Below are 14392 nucleotides of genomic sequence, written 5' to 3'. Positions count from 1 at the left end.
CGGTCCGGTCCGGATCAGTCCTGGTGTTCCCGCACGGTCGCCACCGTCAGGCGCACGATGCCGTAGAGCACCACGCAGCTCAGCAGCAGCGTCAGCAGGCTGGCGGCGGCATGCGGGTACTCGGCGCGCTCGGGCCGGGTGGGGGGCTCGATCACGACCAGGTTGCGGACCTTGCGCCCGGCCTCGATGCGCATGGCCTCGACCGAGCCGAGCGCGCTGCGCTGGCGCGCCTCGGCCAGCGCATGGCGGGCCTGGAGCTCGCGGAAGTCGGCGGCGAGGCGGTGCAGCGTCTGCGTGGTGTCCGGCTGGCGGCCCGCGCGGGTGGCCAGACGCGACTCGCGCTCGATCTGCAGCCGCAGCGCCGCGACCTGGGCGCGCAGCGTCACCAGCTCGGCCGCTTCCGGATTCAGATAGGTCTGCTTGGTGCTCAGCTCCGACTCGAGCCGCGCCAGCTGGGCGCGCAGCTCGGCCGCCAGCGCGCCGCTGGCCTGGGCGTCGGCCAGCGGGTCGATCACCTGGTGGCGGGCCTGGAAGTCCAGCAGCTCGGCGCGTGCGGTGGCCAGCGCCTGCTCGGCGCGCTCGAGCTCGCGCTGCGCGAAGCCCATCTGCTCGGTGGCGATGCGCTGCGAGATCGTGTTGACGAAGCGCTCCGACTCGGCCAGCAGCGCGGCGTTGAGCTGCTGCGCCATCACCGGGTCGAAGGCCTGGACCTGCACTGTCAGCAGGCCGCTGATCTCGTCGAGACGCACCGAGGTGCGGGCGCGCCAGTAGTCGGCCAGATCCTCGCGCAGGCTGTCGGGCCGGAGCCGGTAGAGCAGGTCGCGCTTCGGGGCGCCGTAGTGCGCACGCAGCCCGAAGCGGGCGTCGAGCTGGTGCAGCAGGCCTTCCGAGAGCATGTAGTCGCGCAGCAGCCGCACATCGTCCTGCGCGGCGCCGCCCGCGCCGCCCAGCAGCATGGCCAGGCCGCCTGCGCCGGCCGGCTCGTCATGGGCGCGGCGCACCGTCAGCACCGAGGTGCTGACATGGCGGTCCTGCGCCATCAGGCCGAAGTAGATCGAGGCCAGCAGCATCGGCAGGCCGATCAGCAGCAGCGCCAGCCGAGCCGGGGTCAGCCGAGCGGCCAGACGGGGCGGGGCGCTCATGCCGCTTCTCCGTGGACCGCCACGGGCGAGCGGGTCTGCTCGCGCCCCAGCTGCTGGTAGGCGGCGATGCCCTCGCGCACGCTCTCGTGCAGCGTCGGCGCCGCGCCGGGGCGCAGCAGCACCACCCGCTGGCACAGCCGCGCGATCTCGTCCATGTTGTGGCTGGTGTAGATGACGCGTGCCTGGCCGAGCCGCGCCTCCAGCAGCCGGCGCGACTTGGCGCGGAAGGCCGCGTCACCGACCGCGGTGACCTCGTCGATCAGATAGGTGTCGAAGTCGAAGGCCATCGCCAGGCCGAACATCAGCCGCGAGCGCATGCCCGAGGAATAGCCCTTGACCGGCAGGTCGAAGGCCTCGCCGATCTCGGCGAAGTCCTCGACGAAGGCCTCGCGCTCGCGCAGCTCGGCGTGGTCGCTGGCATGAATGCGGCAGACGAAGCGCACGTTGTCGCGCCCGGTCAGCGAGCCCTGCAGCCCGCCGGCCAGGCCGATCGGCCAGGAAATGCGCTCGTCGGTCAGGATGCGGCCGCGATCGGGCCGCTCCAGGCCGCCGAGCAGGCGCATCAGCGTCGACTTGCCGGCGCCGTTCGGCCCGATCAGGCCGATGCTCAGCCCGTCCGGCACCGACAGGCTGAAGTCGCGGAAGACCGGACGCAGCCCCGACCGTCCGGGATAGCTCTTGCACAGGCCGATGATCTCCAGCATGGTCAGGCCACCTGCAGACGGTCGCCGCGCAGCTGCAGCAGCAGCAGCGCCAGCAGCGTGGCCAGGCCGGCCCAGACCAGGGGCAGCGTCAGGCCGATGCCCTGGGGCGCCGCATAGGCCGGACCGAACAGCGCGATGCGGATCGATTCGATCAGGTGCGGCAGCGGGCTGAGCAGCAGCCACTCCCGCAGGCCCTGCGGCAGATGCGCCAGCGGCACGATCGCGCCGGAGCCGAGGTAGAGCGGCATGAAGGCCATTTTCAGCACCGGCCGCAGCAGCGCCAGCGCGCCATGCGTGCCGACGGCGGCCAGCAGTCCGCCGGCCAGTCCGAGCAGCGCCAGCAGCAGCAGCGCCAGCAGCAGCCCGAGCGGGTCGTGCGGCAGCAGGCCGTGGCCCGCCCAGGCCGCGCCCGGCAGGATCAGCAGCGCCATGCCGCCGAAGATCGCCAGCTCCACCCCGGCGCGGGCCAGCACCGCGTCGACCGGACGCACCTGCCGGTAGGCGAACAGACCCAGATTGGCGTCGATGCTCTCCATCAGCCGCAGCACCAGCGAGCGCAGCAGCATGAAGGACAGCTGCCCGCTCAGCAGGAACAGCACCGTGTCGACGCCGGCGATCTCGCGGGTGCGCATCAGCGTGTAGAGCGCCAGCATCAGCAGCGCACCGGCCAGCGGCTCGCCGATCACCCACAGCGCGGTGGTCCAGCGGCCATCGAGCCGGGTCTTGAGCTCGCGCAGGAACAGCGCGAACAGCACGTCGCGCATCACGCCCCAGGCCCCGCGGCGCGGGCGGGAGGTCGGGTGCGGACGGGTCTGGGACAGCATGGGACCGATGCTAGGCAGCCCCTGGCCGGACTTAAGTGCAAAAAGAGCGCGCATCGCCAGCCAGATCGCTGGTCGTGCGTGTCGGTGGTGGGCGCTGCATGAACTGGGCCCGGCAGTCCGCGGTGATGGCTGGTGCAAAGGCCGCTGTTCCGTTTGCTGAATGCTCGCGCTCGAACCGATAAATCCGCGGTGCCGGCCAGGGAGGCGGACGGGGGGTCCGTCCCGCAGGCGTCGGTCATGACCTCACGAGCAGTTCAAGATGAGCAATCTGATCCACCGGCTGCGTCTGTCGCACAAGTTCGGCCTGCTGGCGCTGCTGGGCGCACTGATGCTGGCGCCGCCGATGACCTATTACCTGGTCGATGCCGAGGCGGAGCTGGCGTACACCCGACAGGAGGTGGCGGGCCTGCAGCCTTCGGCGGCGCTGCTGAAGCTGATCCGGCTGACCCAGCAGCACCGCGGCCTGACCGCCACGGTGCTCGGCGGCAAGGCGGAGGCCGAAGGCCAGCGCGCCGAGCGCCAGCGCGAGGTCGACCAGGCGCTGGGCGAGTTCGCCGCGCTGGCCGCTGGCATCGAGGATCCGAAGTTCGCCGAGGGCTGGCAGCAGGCGCAGCAGCAATGGAAGACGCTGTCCGCCCAGGTCGCGCAGCGGCAGCTGGCGGCGCCCGCCAGCTTTGCCGGCCACTCCGCGCTGGTCGAGCTGCAGCTGGACCTGCATGGTCGTCTCGTCTCGCACTACGGCCTGGATCTCGATCCCGAGCCGGTGTCCTATCACCTGGTGATCGCGACGATGACGCAGTTGCCTCAGCTCACCGAGCAGCTTGGCAAGCTGCGTGGCAGCGGTTCGGGCATCCTGGCGCGCGGGCAGGCCACGGTGGCCGACCGGGCGATGCTGGGCGGCCTGAGCGAGTCGGCGCGTGGCGAGATGCACCAGCTGCTGACCACGCTGGAGCGTGCGCTCGAGCATGATCCGGCGCTGCGCGAGCGCATGACCGGCCCGATCGAGCAGGCGCGCGCCGGGGTGGAGCGCACCCGCGAGACGCTGCGCACCGAGCTGATCGAGGCCGAGGTGCTGACCCTGCCCTCGGCCGAGTATTTCCAGGCCACCACGAAGGTGATCGACCAGGTCTTTGCGGTGCACGGCCTGGCGTCGGAGGCGCTGGCCACTGCGCTGCAGGACCGCACCGAGCGGCTGCAGCGCAACGAGTGGCTGGTGATCGGCCTGTCGGTGCTGATGGTGGGGCTGTGTGGTCTGCTGGCCCGCTCGATCGTGCGCTCGATCCTGCAGGCGACCGATGACGCACGCCGCATGGCCGAACGCATCGCCGCCGGGGATCTCTCGCCGGAGCCCTTGCGTACCAGCGAGGACGAGCTCGGCCGCATGATGCAGGCGATGGAGGCGATGCGCCTGTCGCTGACCGAGGTGGTCGGCACGGTGCGCGAGAACGCGGTCAGCGTCGCCGCCGCCAGCGCGCAGATCGCGCAGGGCAACATCGACCTGAGCTCGCGCACCGAGCAGCAGGCCGCGGCGCTGCAGCAGACCGCCGCGACGATGGATCAGCTCGGCTCGACCGTCAGCCACAACGCCGACCATGCCCGCGAGGCCGACGGCCTGGCCCGGGAGGCTTCCGAGCTGGCCTCGCGCGGCGGCCAGATGGTGTCGCAGGTGGTCGGCACGATGGGCGGCATCAGCGAGGCCTCGCGCAAGATCGGCGACATCATCGGCGTGATCGACTCGATCGCTTTCCAGACCAACATCCTGGCGCTGAACGCCGCGGTGGAGGCCGCACGCGCCGGCGAGCAGGGCCGGGGCTTCGCGGTGGTCGCCACCGAGGTGCGCAACCTCGCGCAGCGCTCGGCCGAGGCCGCGCGCGAGATCAAGGCGCTGATCTCGGCCAGCGTCGAGCGCGTCGAGCAGGGCGTGTCGCTGGTCGACCAGACCGGCCGCTCGGTCGGCGAGGTGGTCGCGTCGATCCGCCGCGTCAGCGACATCGTCGCGCAGATCAGCGCCGCCAGCGCCGAGCAGAGCACCGGTGTGGCCCAGGTCGGTCAGGCCGTCACCCAGATGGACCGCGCCACGCAGCAGAACGCCGCGCTGGTCGAGCAGTCGGCGGCCGCGGCCGGCACGCTCAAGTCCCAGGCCGAGCAGCTGGTGGATGCGGTGGCGCGCTTTCGCGTCGCTGCCTGACGGGCGCCCGGCTGCCGTTCAGCCCGCCTGAGCCAGCAGCGTGCGGATGTCGGCGGCCAGGTCCGCCGGCGGCGTGTTGTGGCGCACGTAGAGCCGCACCTGGCCCTGGGTGTCGAAGACGTAGGAGGCGGCGGTGTGGTCGATGGTGTAGCTGCTCTCGGTCTTGCCCGGCACTTCGCGGTAGAAGATCTTGAACTCCTTGGCGGCGGCGGCGACCTCGTCGGCCGAGCCGCGCAGCGGCACCCAGTCCGGGCTGAAGCTGCCGACATAGGCCTTCATCAGCGCGGCGGTGTCACGCTTCGGGTCGACGGTGACGAAGACGCCCACCAGCTTGTCGCCCTCCGCGCCGAGCAGCTGGCGGGTCTCGGCCAGCGCGCCCAGCGTGGTCGGGCAGACATCCGGGCACTGGGTGAAGCCGAAGAAGACCACCGCGATCTTGCCCTTCAGGTTCGACAGCAGGAAGGGCTGCTCGGTGCGTGCGTCGGTCAGCGCGAGCTGGCGCGCGTAGTCGGCGCCGGTGATGTCGAGCGACTTGAAGGCGATGGGCGAGGCGCTGCGCTCGCAGCCGGCCAGCAGGGCGCCGCCGGCCGTGCCCAGCAGCGCCAGCGCGGCCGGGGCGCGGCGCAGCAGCCGGCGTCGCGAGGAACAGGGCGAGGAGGGCAGGGCGTGTTGTTCAGGGCGTCGGTCAGAGGTCGCGGTCACAGCCAGGGTCTCAGGTAATGGTCGATCAGCAAGGCGCCGAACAGCAGCGAAAGATGCCAGATCGAGAAGCGGAAGGTCTTGCGGGCCAGCAATTCGCTGTAGCCGCGCCAGAGTTTCCACGCCCGGGCGATGAACAGCGCGCCCAGAACCAGCGCCGCGAACAGATAGGGCAGGCCGCTGAGGCCCTGGATGAAAGGCAGCAGCGTTGCCGGCACCAGCACGATGGTGTAGAGCAGGATCTGCAGCCGGGTGAACTCGCTGCCGTGCGTGACCGGCAGCATCGGCAGGCCGGCGCGCGCGTAGTCCTCGGCGCGGTACAGCGCCAGCGCCCAGAAGTGCGGCGGCGTCCACAGGAAGATGATCAGGAACAGGCCGACCGCCTCGGGGCTGACCTCGCCGGTCATCGCCGTCCAGCCCAGCAGCGGCGGCATCGCGCCGGAGGCGCCGCCGATGACGATGTTCTGCGGCGTGAGCGGCTTGAGGATCACGGTGTAGACGACCGCGTAGCCGACGAAGGTGCCCAGCGTGAGCCAGGCGGTCAGCGGGTTGACCGCCTGGTGCAGCAGCACCATGCCGGCGCCGCCGAGCCCGGCCGAGAACAGCAGCGCCTGGCCGCGGCTCAGATCGCCGCGTGCGGTCGGGCGCCAGGCGGTGCGCTTCATGCGGGCGTCGATGTGCTGCTCGATCAGGCAGTTGAAGGCGGCCGCCGCGCTGGCCACCAGCCCGATGCCGACCGAGGCGGCCAGCGCCAGACCGAGCTCGTGCCGGCCCGGCACACCCGGCACCGCCAGCAGCATGCCGATCAGCGCGCAGAACACGATCAGCTGGATCACCCGCGGCTTGGTCAGCGCGGTGTACTGGCGCCAGCGGGTCAGCGGGGCGGCGCTCGGGGGCAGGGTGGTCGAGCTCATGGCGAATCTCCCGGGAAACGGCAATGCGGTGCGGATCAGGCGCGGATCAGGTGCGGATCAGCTGCGGGTCGAGAACGGCGCGTGGTGCGCTGCGATGCTGTCGAGCATGGCTGCGCGCGACCAGCGCCGCCATCAGGGTTGTCAGCAGCGCCGCGCCGCCGGTGTGCAGCAGGGCGGCCAGCAGCGGCCAGTCCAGCACCACGTTCGACAGCCCGGTCAGCAGCTGCAGCGCAGCCAGGCCGAGCAGCGCGCGCGCCGGTCCCGTGGCGCCAGGCTGGCGGCGCAGCGCCAGCCCGAAGGCCAGCAGCGCCGTCAGCACCACCACCGCACCGAGCCGGTGGGCCATGTGGATGGCGGTCAGCGCCTCGAAGGGCAGCACGCTGCCGTCGGGCAGATGGCCCAGCGGCCGGCGCAGCGTGAAGCCGGACTCGAAGTCCATCGCAGGCCACCACCGGCCCTGGCAGGTCGGAATGTCCTGACAGGCCAGCACCGCATAGTTGGTGCTGACCCAGCCGCCCAGCGCGACCTGCAGCACCAGCAGCGCCAGCACGCCCCAGGCGGCATGGCGCAGCGCGGTCGGCAAGCGCAGCGGCTGCGGATCGTGGCGCTGCATCTGCACCGCCAGCAGCACCAGCAGGACGATGCCGCCGAGCAGATGCGCGGTGACGATGGCCGGATAGAGTTTCATCGTGACGGTGAGCGCGCCGAAGGCGCCCTGCAGGCAGACCCAGACGAAGCCCAGCGCCGCCCAGCCCGGCGCGATGCGTGCGGCCGCGGCCGGATCGCTGCGGCGCAGCCGCCGCACCGCCAGTGCGCTCCAGACCATCAGCACCGTCATCAGCGCGCCGACGCCGGTGGCCAGGTAGCGGTGGATCATCTCGATCCAGGCCTTGCGGTGCGTGACCGGACCGGTGGGCATCGCGGTCTGGGCCTCGGTGATCTCGGCGTGCGCGCCCAGCGGGCTGGCGCTGCCGTAGCAGCCCGGCCAGTCCGGGCAGCCCAGGCCGGAGTCGCTCAGCCGGGTGAAGGCGCCGAACAGCACCAGGTCGAAGGTCAGCACCAGCGTCAGCAGCGTCAGCGCGCGCAGCCGCTGCGGCGTGCTGGCGCCGCGGTGGCGCCACAGCAGCCAGCCCAGCGCCAGCAGCGCCAGCGCAGCGCCGAAGCCCAGCATCGGCAGCAGCGGATCGAGGTCGATGCGGGCCGCGCTCACCGTGCCGCTCCGTCGCCGACGATGGCCGGATCGCGGCCGGCCCGGTCCCAGGAGCTGGAGGCGCGCAGCAGCCGGTCGAGATCGCGCTTGGCCTTGGCCGGCTCGAAGTTGGCGGGCAGTCGCATCATCCACATGCCCATCGGGTCGACCAGGTAAAGATGGGCCGACAGCGGCTGGCCCTCGTCCGGCCGCAGCCAGCGGCCCAGCGCCGCGCGCGGGGTTGACAGCACCTGCGCGCCGGCCAGCGCCGGCAGCAGATTGGCGCGCGGCGGGGTCTCGCCGGTGACCAGCCAGACCCGGTCGAGCCGGTCCTTCTCGCGGCCGAGCGATTCGCGCAGCTGGCGCTGCGCATACAGCAGCCGCTCGCAGACGGCGTCGCAGGCGCCGTCAGCCACGACCACCAGCAGCCACTGGTCCTTGAGCGTGCGGGGATCGACCGCGCGGCCCTGGAGATCCTGCAGCGGCAGCTCGGCTGCGCCCGGCAGCTCGCGGGGCGGCTGGATCAGCTGACCGTGGTGCGTGCGGGCCTGCGGCCGGATGACGTGGTAGGTGAAGTAGGAGGCGATCACCGGTGCGGCACAGGCCAGCAGCACCAGCAGCATCTTGATCCGGCCCAGGCGGGTGCGGCGGTCGGCGCTCTGCAGCGCGGCCTCCGGGCTGGGCAGGCCGTGGACCGCGAGGGTCAGCGGCTGGGCGCGGGCGTCATCGGTCATGGCGGGTCGTCGTCAGGTCTCGGGATCGTTGCGGGAGGACAGGCGCGGCCGGAGCCATCCGAACCACAGCAGCAGCCCGGAGCCTAGCGCGCTGAGCGCAAACCACTGCAGCGCATAGCCGTGGTGACGCTCGATGCCGAAGTCCGGCGCCGGCCAGTCGCGGCGCAGGCCGTCGGTGCCGGGCGGCTGCCCGGGCGCATCGAGCTGCAGCAGCACCAGCGGGCGCAGCGTCAGGCCCGTCTCTCGGGCGGCGGTGGCGAGGTCGAGGTTCTGGCGGATCGGACCGGCCGGCACGGCCGCGCCCAGCTCGCGCAGCCGCGACGGCTCGGCGATCACCCGCGCCTGCAGGCTCACCGGGCCGTCCGGCGTGTGCACCGGTGGCAGCAGATCGCGCTGCAGCCGGTGACGTGGCGCCCAGCCACGCTGCACCAGCACCGCGCTGCCGTCGTCCAGCCGCAGCGGCGTCAGCACATGGAAGCCGACCTGGCCGGCCATCGGCCGGTTATCGAGGAAGACGGTCGCCGCAGGCGCCCAGCGGCCCTGCAGCTGCACCGTGCGCTGCAGCTGCGCGGCGCTCTGCTCGGGCGTGCGGGCCAGCGTCGCGGCATCCAGGGCCGGCAGCTGCGCGTGCTGGGCCTGCTGCGTCTGCAGCGCCTGCTTCTGCGCCGCGCGGTCGAGCTGCCAGAAGCCGAGCCGGGCGGTCAGCGCGATCATCAGCAGGCCCGCGACGATCGCGACCCGGCCCGACCGGTGCCGGGCACCGGGTTCCTGCGCTGTCGCGCCTGCGGGGGCGCTGGAACAATCGCGGGCCATGAAGATCGTCATCGCGCTTGCCTTGGTCCTGATCCTGCTCGCCCTGGCGGCGGCCGGGCTGTTCATGCTGCGCCGGGGGCCGGACGGTGCTGCGGCACCGAAGGGGCGGATGGCGCGCGCGCTGGCCATCCGGGTCGGCGTGTCGGTCGCGCTGTTCCTGTTCGTGCTGCTGGGCTATCTGATGGGCTGGATCGAGCCGACCGGCATCCCGGCGGGCCGCTGAGGCCCGCCCCTCAGGCCTCCGCAGCGCCAGCTCACATCCAGTAGACGATGAAGTAGAGGCCGAGCCAGACCACGTCGACGAAGTGCCAGTACCAGGCGGCGCCCTCGAAGCCGAAGTGGCGCTCCGGGGTGAAATGGCCCTTCATCAGCCGGATCGTGATCACCAGCAGCATCAGCGTGCCCACCAGCACATGGAAGCCGTGAAAGCCGGTCAGCATGTAGAAGGTCGAGCCGTAGATGCCCGAGGACAGCTTCAGGTTCAGGTCCCGGTAGGCGTGCATGTACTCGTAGGCCTGGCAGCCGAGGAAGACCACGCCCAGCAGCACCGTGATCCACATCCACAGGATGGTCGAGGCCCGCCGGCCGGCGATCAGCGCATGGTGCGCGATGGTCAGCGTGACGCCCGAGGTCAGCAGCAGCGCGGTGTTGATCGTCGGCAGCGGCCACGGGCCCATGGTCCGGAAGGGCTCGACGGTGCCGGCCGGCGAGGCGGTGGCGCCGGCCACCGAGCTGGGCCAGGCGGCCTTGAAGTCCGGCCACAGCAGCGCGTTCTCCGCATTGCCCAGGCTGGGCACCGAGTGCACTCTGGCCCAGTACAGCGCGCCGAAGAAAGCGGCGAAGAACATCACCTCCGAGAAGATGAACCAGGCCATGCTCCAGCGGTAGGAGATGTCGACCCGGTCGCTGAGCAGACCGCCCTCGGCCTCCGCGGCGGCCTCGCCGAACCACTGGCGCAGCACGAAGGCGCACCACAGCATCCCGAACAGCACCGAGTACATGCCCCAGGCATGCGCGTTGACCCACTGGCCCGCGCCGAACACGACGAAGAACAGGCCGATCGACATCATCACCGGATGCCGCGAGGGCGCCGGGACATAGTAGTAGGGCGCGTGGCCCGGGGTGCTTGCCGACATCATGGGTCTCCTGGAGCCGGGTGTTCTGGGGGTTGCCGGGAAAGGGGGGCGGAAAGAGGGTCCGAGCGGGATGCGGCCTCAGCCCGGGGAGGACGCGGCGATCCAGCGCACCAGCAGCACCAGCGCGCCGACGAACAGCGCCGCGCCGATCAGGCCGGCCACGATGACATGCACCGGGTTGAGCCGGCTGATGTCCTCCTGCCAGCCGGCGCCGCGACGGATGCCGAGAAAGGACCAGGCCACCGCCTTGAGCGTCTGCACGAAGGAGCCCTTGCGGGCCACCACCTCGCGCAGCTCGTCGGCCGAGGTGCGCGGCGAGGCCGGGGCCGGGTCGCGACGAGGATCCTGCGGCGTGCTCATGAGCCCCCTCCGGGCGCGGCCGGCACCTTGGCGCCGACCTCGAAGAAGGTGTAGGACAGCGTGATGGTGGTGACGTCCTTCGGCAGCTTCGGGTCGATGACGAAGACCACGGGCCAGGTCTTCGACTCACCCGGCTTGAGCACGTACTCGTTGAAGCAGAAGCACTCGAGCTTGCTGAAGTGCGCGGTGGCCTGCTTCGGGGCGTAGCTCGGGATGGCCTGGGCCGCCATCGTGCGGTCCTGGATGTTGCGGAACTCGTACATCACGGTGGCGACCTCGCCCGGATGCACGGTGACCGAGCGCTGCGCCGGGCGGAAGTCCCAGGGGCCGCGCGCGTTGGCGTCGAACTCGATGGTGATGGTGCGGCTGGTGTCGACCTGGGTGTTGGTCCGGTCGGCGCGGGCCGCATGCGCCGAGGTGCGCTGCTCGTTGAGCGTCAGCACGTTGATGCCCAGCGCGGTGCAGATCGCCTCGTACATCGGCACCAGCGCATAGCCGAAGCCGAACATCACGGCCGCGATCAGGCACAGCTTGCCCAGCAGCTGCCGGTTGTCGCGCCGCAGCGTGGGGTCGGCTGCGGCGGTGCCGGGCGGGGCGTGGCGGGCGCTCATCTCGGGTCCGGGTTGGGGCGGGGCGAGCTCAGGCGCCGCCCAGCAGCGCGATCTTCGCGACGAAGCCGACGAAGAAGACGGTGGCGACCGAGGCCAGGATCAGCGCCAGGCGCACATTGGCGCTGCGGCGATCGGCGGCCCGGTCGTCGTCGGGCGAGCAGGTGGGCTGTTCGTTCATGGCGATTCTCCAGGGTCAGCCGATCACGCGGGTGGCGGTGGCGTCGAGCTTCGGCGGCGTCTCGAAGGTGTGGAAGGGCGCCGGCGAGGGCACTTCCCACTCCAGGCCTTCCGCGCCTTCCCAGGGCTTCTGCGGGGCCTTCTCGCCCTGGCCGCGCATCATCGGCACGACGATGAACAGGAAGAAGTAGACCTGCATCAGCCCGAAGCCGAAGCCGCCGATCGAGGCCAGCATGTTGAAGTCGGTGAACTGCATCGGGTAGTCGGCGTAGCGACGCGGCATGCCGGCCAGACCCAGGAAATGCATCGGGAAGAAGGTGATGTTGAAGGTGATCAGCGAGCCCCAGAAGTGGATCTTGCCGCGCGTCTCCGAATACATCACGCCCGACCACTTCGGGCCCCAGTAGTAGACGCCGGCGAACAGCGCGAACAGCGAGCCCGCCACCAGCACGTAGTGGAAGTGCGCGACGACGTAGTAGGTGTCCTGCAGGTTGATGTCGATCGGCGCCATCGACAGGATCAGGCCGGTGAAGCCGCCCATCGTGAACACGAAGATGAAGCCCACCGCCCACAGCATCGGCGTCTCGAAGGTCATCGAGCCGCGCCACATCGTCGCGATCCAGTTGAAGACCTTCACGCCGGTCGGCACCGAGATCAGCATCGTGGCGTACATGAAGAACAGCTGGCCGGTCAGCGGCATGCCGGTCGTGTACATGTGGTGCGCCCACACGATGAAGGACAGGATGGCGATCGAGGCGGTGGCGTAGACCATCGAGGCATAGCCGAACAGCTTCTTGCGCGCGAAGGCCGGAATGATCTGGCTGACGATGCCGAAGGCCGGCAGGATCATGATGTAGACCTCGGGGTGCCCGAAGAACCAGAAGATGTGCTGGTACATGATCGGGTCGCCGCCGCCGGCCGGGTTGAAGAAGCTGGTGCCGAAGTGGCGGTCGGTCAGCGTCATCGTGATCGCGCCGGCGAGCACCGGCATCACCGCGATCAGCAGGTAGGCGGTGATCAGCCAGGTCCAGGCGAACATCGGCATCTTCATCAGCGTCATGCCGGGCGCGCGCATGTTGAGGATGGTCACGATGATGTTGATCGAGCCCATGATCGACGACGCGCCCATGATGTGCATCGCGAAGATCGCCGCGTCCATCGACGGGCCCATCTGCAGCGTCAGCGGCGCGTAGAGCGTCCAGCCGGCGGCCGGCGCGCCGCCGGGCATGAAGAAGGACATCACCAGCACCAGCGCCGCCGGGATCATCAGCCAGAAGCTGAAGTTGTTCATCCGCGCGAAGGCCATGTCGGAGGCGCCGATCTGCAGCGGCAGCATCCAGTTCGCGAAGCCGACGAAGGCCGGCATGATCGCGCCGAACACCATGATCAGGCCGTGCATCGTCGTGAGCTGGTTGAACAGCTCCGGGTTGACGAACTGCAGGCCCGGCTGGAACAGCTCGGCGCGGATCAGCAGCGCGAGCACGCCGCCGACCATCAGCATCGCGAAGCTGAACAGCATGTACAGCGTGCCGATGTCCTTGTGGTTGGTCGCGAAGACCCAGCGCCGCCAGCCGTGCGGCGCGTGGTGGTGATCGTCGTGGGCAGCGTCGTGGCCGTGACCGCCCGGGTGGAGAACTGCGCTCATGCTGGGTCGTCCTTCTTACTTGCGGGCGGCGACGATGTCGGCCGGCTGCACTATCTGCTCGGTGCGGTTGGACCAGGCGTTCTTCGTGTAGGTGATGACGGCGGCGATCTCGGTGTCGGAGAGCTGCTTCCAGGCCGGCATCGCGCCGTTGTTCTGGCCGTTGAGCAGCACCGCGATCTGGCGGCCCTTGTCGGCATCGAGCACGACGGCCGAGGCGTCGAGCGCCTTGATCGGGCCGGCGCCCTTGCCGTTGGCCTGGTGGCAGACGGCGCAGTTGGCCGCATAGACCTTCTCGCCGCGGGCGACCAGGTCGGCCAGCTTCCATTCCTTCTTGGGATCGTCGGCGCGGGCGGCGATCTTTTTCTTCTCGGCCTCGACCCAGGCGGTGTACTCGGGCGCCGTCACGACCTTGACGTGGATCGGCATGTAGGCGTGCTCCTTGCCGCAGAGCTCGGCGCACTGGCCGTAGAAGTCGCCGGTCTTGTCTGCACGGAACCAGGTGTCGCGCACGAAGCCGGGAATCGCGTCCTGCTTGACGCCGAACTGCGGGATCATCCAGGCGTGAATGACGTCGGTGGCCGTGGTGATGATGCGGATCTTGCTGTCGACCGGCACCACCAGCGGGTTGTCGACCTTCAGCAGGTAGTCGTCACCGGCGGGCTGGCCGGCGTCCGACATCGCGCGGTGGCTGGTGTCGAGCGTCTGCAGGAAGCTGATGCCCTCGCCCTCGCCCTTCAGGTAGTCGTAGCCCCACTTCCACTGGTAGCCGGTGGCCTTGATGGTGATGTCGGCATTGGTGGTGTCCTTCTGCGCGACCACCGTCTTGGTGGCCATCGCGCCCATGCCGATGACGATGAGGAAGGGCACCACCGTCCAGGCGATCTCGACCTTGACGCTCTCGTGGAAGTCGGCCGGCTTGTGGCCGCGCGACTTGCGATGCTTCAGGATGGAATAGAACATCACCCCGAAGACCGCGATGCAGATCAGCACGCAGATGACCATCATCACCGAGTGCAGCCAGTCCATCTGGGCCGCGATCTGGGTGGCGGGCTTGGCGTAGCTCATCTGGCGCACGGCCGGGCCGCCGGGCAGGTCATTGACCGCCTGCGCTGCGGTGGCGCCCAGCAGGATCCAGCCAGTCAGACCGGCGCGGCCTGCACCCAGCCAAGGGGAAATGCTCGACATCTCTGCGCTCGCTTTCTCTCCAGCCGGCCATCGCGTCGGCTTGGGCGTTGTCTCGTGTTCTGCTCTTCTTG

The 14392-nt window shown here is 70.4% G+C and carries 16 protein-coding genes; 2 read left to right on the top strand and 14 right to left on the bottom strand.

The genetic code is table 11. The features are described 5' to 3' along the window. Positions 1 to 14: 14 nt before the first annotated feature. Genes BW996_RS14505 through BW996_RS14495 form a run of 3 tightly spaced genes read right to left on the bottom strand, consistent with a single transcriptional unit; the run spans position 15 to position 2670 of the window. Positions 15 to 1142: a KpsE/RkpR family capsule polysaccharide export protein gene (locus BW996_RS14505; protein ID WP_037481112.1), complete on the bottom strand. Its 1128-nt coding sequence runs from the start codon at positions 1140 to 1142 to the stop codon at positions 15 to 17. Then, positions 1139 to 1846, bottom strand: coding sequence for an ABC transporter ATP-binding protein (locus BW996_RS14500; RefSeq protein ID WP_051631846.1), 708 nt, complete (start codon positions 1844 to 1846; stop codon positions 1139 to 1141). The genes BW996_RS14505 and BW996_RS14500 overlap by 4 nt, the downstream gene beginning before the upstream one ends. A 2-nt stretch (positions 1847 to 1848) precedes the next feature. Continuing rightward, a complete protein-coding gene (locus BW996_RS14495; RefSeq protein WP_162177971.1) occupies positions 1849 to 2670 on the bottom strand; it encodes an ABC transporter permease in 822 nt (273 codons plus the stop codon). 259 nt (positions 2671 to 2929) lie between these two features. On the opposite strand from BW996_RS14495, the gene BW996_RS22510 reads away from it, so the two are divergent. After that, positions 2930 to 4858 (top strand): methyl-accepting chemotaxis protein, encoded by a 1929-nt coding sequence (locus tag BW996_RS22510; protein ID WP_037481113.1) that lies wholly within the window; start codon positions 2930 to 2932, stop codon positions 4856 to 4858. An 18-nt stretch (positions 4859 to 4876) separates the two neighbouring features. Here the strand turns inward: BW996_RS22510 and BW996_RS14485 are convergent, their stop codons facing one another. The 5 genes from BW996_RS14485 to BW996_RS14465 are packed head-to-tail and all read right to left on the bottom strand — an operon-like array spanning position 4877 to position 9219. Then, a complete protein-coding gene (locus BW996_RS14485) occupies positions 4877 to 5560 on the bottom strand; it encodes an SCO family protein (RefSeq protein ID WP_310732037.1) in 684 nt (227 codons plus the stop codon). After that, on the bottom strand, positions 5557 to 6471 hold the full coding sequence (gene cyoE / locus BW996_RS14480) for a heme o synthase (protein WP_037481114.1): 915 nt from the start codon (positions 6469 to 6471) through the stop codon (positions 5557 to 5559). Before cyoE ends, BW996_RS14485 begins: the two co-directional genes overlap by 4 nt. Positions 6472 to 6517: 46 nt before the next feature. Continuing rightward, complete coding sequence (locus BW996_RS14475; protein ID WP_037481115.1) at positions 6518 to 7681, bottom strand: COX15/CtaA family protein; 1164 nt, start codon at positions 7679 to 7681, stop codon at positions 6518 to 6520. Beyond that, positions 7678 to 8394 (bottom strand): SCO family protein, encoded by a 717-nt coding sequence (locus BW996_RS14470; RefSeq protein ID WP_037481116.1) that lies wholly within the window; start codon positions 8392 to 8394, stop codon positions 7678 to 7680. Before BW996_RS14470 ends, BW996_RS14475 begins: the two co-directional genes overlap by 4 nt. A gap of 12 nt (positions 8395 to 8406) precedes the next feature. Continuing rightward, the gene (locus tag BW996_RS14465; protein WP_241461945.1) at positions 8407 to 9219 is read right to left on the bottom strand and encodes an SURF1 family protein; all 813 of its coding nucleotides are present in this window, start codon (positions 9217 to 9219) and stop codon (positions 8407 to 8409) included. Between BW996_RS14465 and BW996_RS14460 the strand changes: the two genes are divergently transcribed. Further along, a complete protein-coding gene (locus BW996_RS14460; protein WP_037481117.1) occupies positions 9206 to 9430 on the top strand; it encodes a DUF2909 domain-containing protein in 225 nt (74 codons plus the stop codon). The genes BW996_RS14465 and BW996_RS14460 overlap by 14 nt on opposite strands. Before the next feature lie 31 nt (positions 9431 to 9461). On the opposite strand, the gene BW996_RS14455 is transcribed toward BW996_RS14460, so the two are convergent. From BW996_RS14455 to coxB, 6 genes are all read right to left on the bottom strand, one after another. Continuing rightward, on the bottom strand, positions 9462 to 10343 hold the full coding sequence (locus tag BW996_RS14455) for a cytochrome c oxidase subunit 3 (protein ID WP_037481119.1): 882 nt from the start codon (positions 10341 to 10343) through the stop codon (positions 9462 to 9464). Positions 10344 to 10421: 78 nt separating this feature from the next. Further along, positions 10422 to 10703 carry a DUF2970 domain-containing protein gene (locus tag BW996_RS14450; RefSeq protein ID WP_051631848.1) on the bottom strand — a complete coding sequence of 94 codons (282 nt, stop codon included), beginning with the start codon at positions 10701 to 10703 and terminating at the stop codon, positions 10422 to 10424. After that, positions 10700 to 11314, bottom strand: coding sequence for a cytochrome c oxidase assembly protein (locus BW996_RS14445; protein WP_051631849.1), 615 nt, complete (start codon positions 11312 to 11314; stop codon positions 10700 to 10702). The genes BW996_RS14450 and BW996_RS14445 overlap by 4 nt, the downstream gene beginning before the upstream one ends. Positions 11315 to 11342: 28 nt before the next feature. Beyond that, positions 11343 to 11429, bottom strand: coding sequence for a cytochrome oxidase small assembly protein (locus BW996_RS22535; protein WP_375131466.1), 87 nt, complete (start codon positions 11427 to 11429; stop codon positions 11343 to 11345). A 78-nt stretch (positions 11430 to 11507) separates the two neighbouring features. After that, a complete protein-coding gene (gene ctaD, locus BW996_RS14440) occupies positions 11508 to 13136 on the bottom strand; it encodes a cytochrome c oxidase subunit I (protein WP_037481121.1) in 1629 nt (542 codons plus the stop codon). A 15-nt stretch (positions 13137 to 13151) separates the two neighbouring features. Continuing rightward, a complete protein-coding gene (coxB, locus tag BW996_RS14435) occupies positions 13152 to 14321 on the bottom strand; it encodes a cytochrome c oxidase subunit II (RefSeq protein WP_037481123.1) in 1170 nt (389 codons plus the stop codon). Positions 14322 to 14392: the final 71 nt, after the last annotated feature.

It is taken from the genome of Sphaerotilus natans (assembly GCF_900156335.1).
GTDB classification, from domain to species: Bacteria; Pseudomonadota; Gammaproteobacteria; order Burkholderiales; family Burkholderiaceae_C; genus Sphaerotilus; species Sphaerotilus natans.
The sequence above is the reverse complement of the archived record's forward strand: the minus strand, read 5'-3'. Positions and strand labels throughout refer to the sequence as shown.

Coding starts and splice junctions, on each gene's coding strand:
- coxB (WP_037481123.1), bottom strand. CDS start 14,321: ATGTCGAGCATTTCCCCTTGGCTGGGTGCAGGCCGCGCCGGTCTGACT.
- BW996_RS14455 (WP_037481119.1), bottom strand. CDS start 10,343: ATGTCGGCAAGCACCCCGGGCCACGCGCCCTACTACTATGTCCCGGCG.
- BW996_RS14495 (WP_162177971.1), bottom strand. CDS start 2,670: ATGCTGTCCCAGACCCGTCCGCACCCGACCTCCCGCCCGCGCCGCGGG.
- BW996_RS14445 (WP_051631849.1), bottom strand. CDS start 11,314: ATGAGCGCCCGCCACGCCCCGCCCGGCACCGCCGCAGCCGACCCCACG.
- BW996_RS14500 (WP_051631846.1), bottom strand. CDS start 1,846: ATGCTGGAGATCATCGGCCTGTGCAAGAGCTATCCCGGACGGTCGGGG.
- BW996_RS22510 (WP_037481113.1), top strand. CDS start 2,930: ATGAGCAATCTGATCCACCGGCTGCGTCTGTCGCACAAGTTCGGCCTG.
- BW996_RS14465 (WP_241461945.1), bottom strand. CDS start 9,219: ATGACGATCTTCATGGCCCGCGATTGTTCCAGCGCCCCCGCAGGCGCG.
- BW996_RS14505 (WP_037481112.1), bottom strand. CDS start 1,142: ATGAGCGCCCCGCCCCGTCTGGCCGCTCGGCTGACCCCGGCTCGGCTG.
- ctaD (WP_037481121.1), bottom strand. CDS start 13,136: ATGAGCGCAGTTCTCCACCCGGGCGGTCACGGCCACGACGCTGCCCAC.
- cyoE (WP_037481114.1), bottom strand. CDS start 6,471: ATGAGCTCGACCACCCTGCCCCCGAGCGCCGCCCCGCTGACCCGCTGG.
- BW996_RS14470 (WP_037481116.1), bottom strand. CDS start 8,394: ATGACCGATGACGCCCGCGCCCAGCCGCTGACCCTCGCGGTCCACGGC.
- BW996_RS14450 (WP_051631848.1), bottom strand. CDS start 10,703: ATGAGCACGCCGCAGGATCCTCGTCGCGACCCGGCCCCGGCCTCGCCG.
- BW996_RS14460 (WP_037481117.1), top strand. CDS start 9,206: ATGAAGATCGTCATCGCGCTTGCCTTGGTCCTGATCCTGCTCGCCCTG.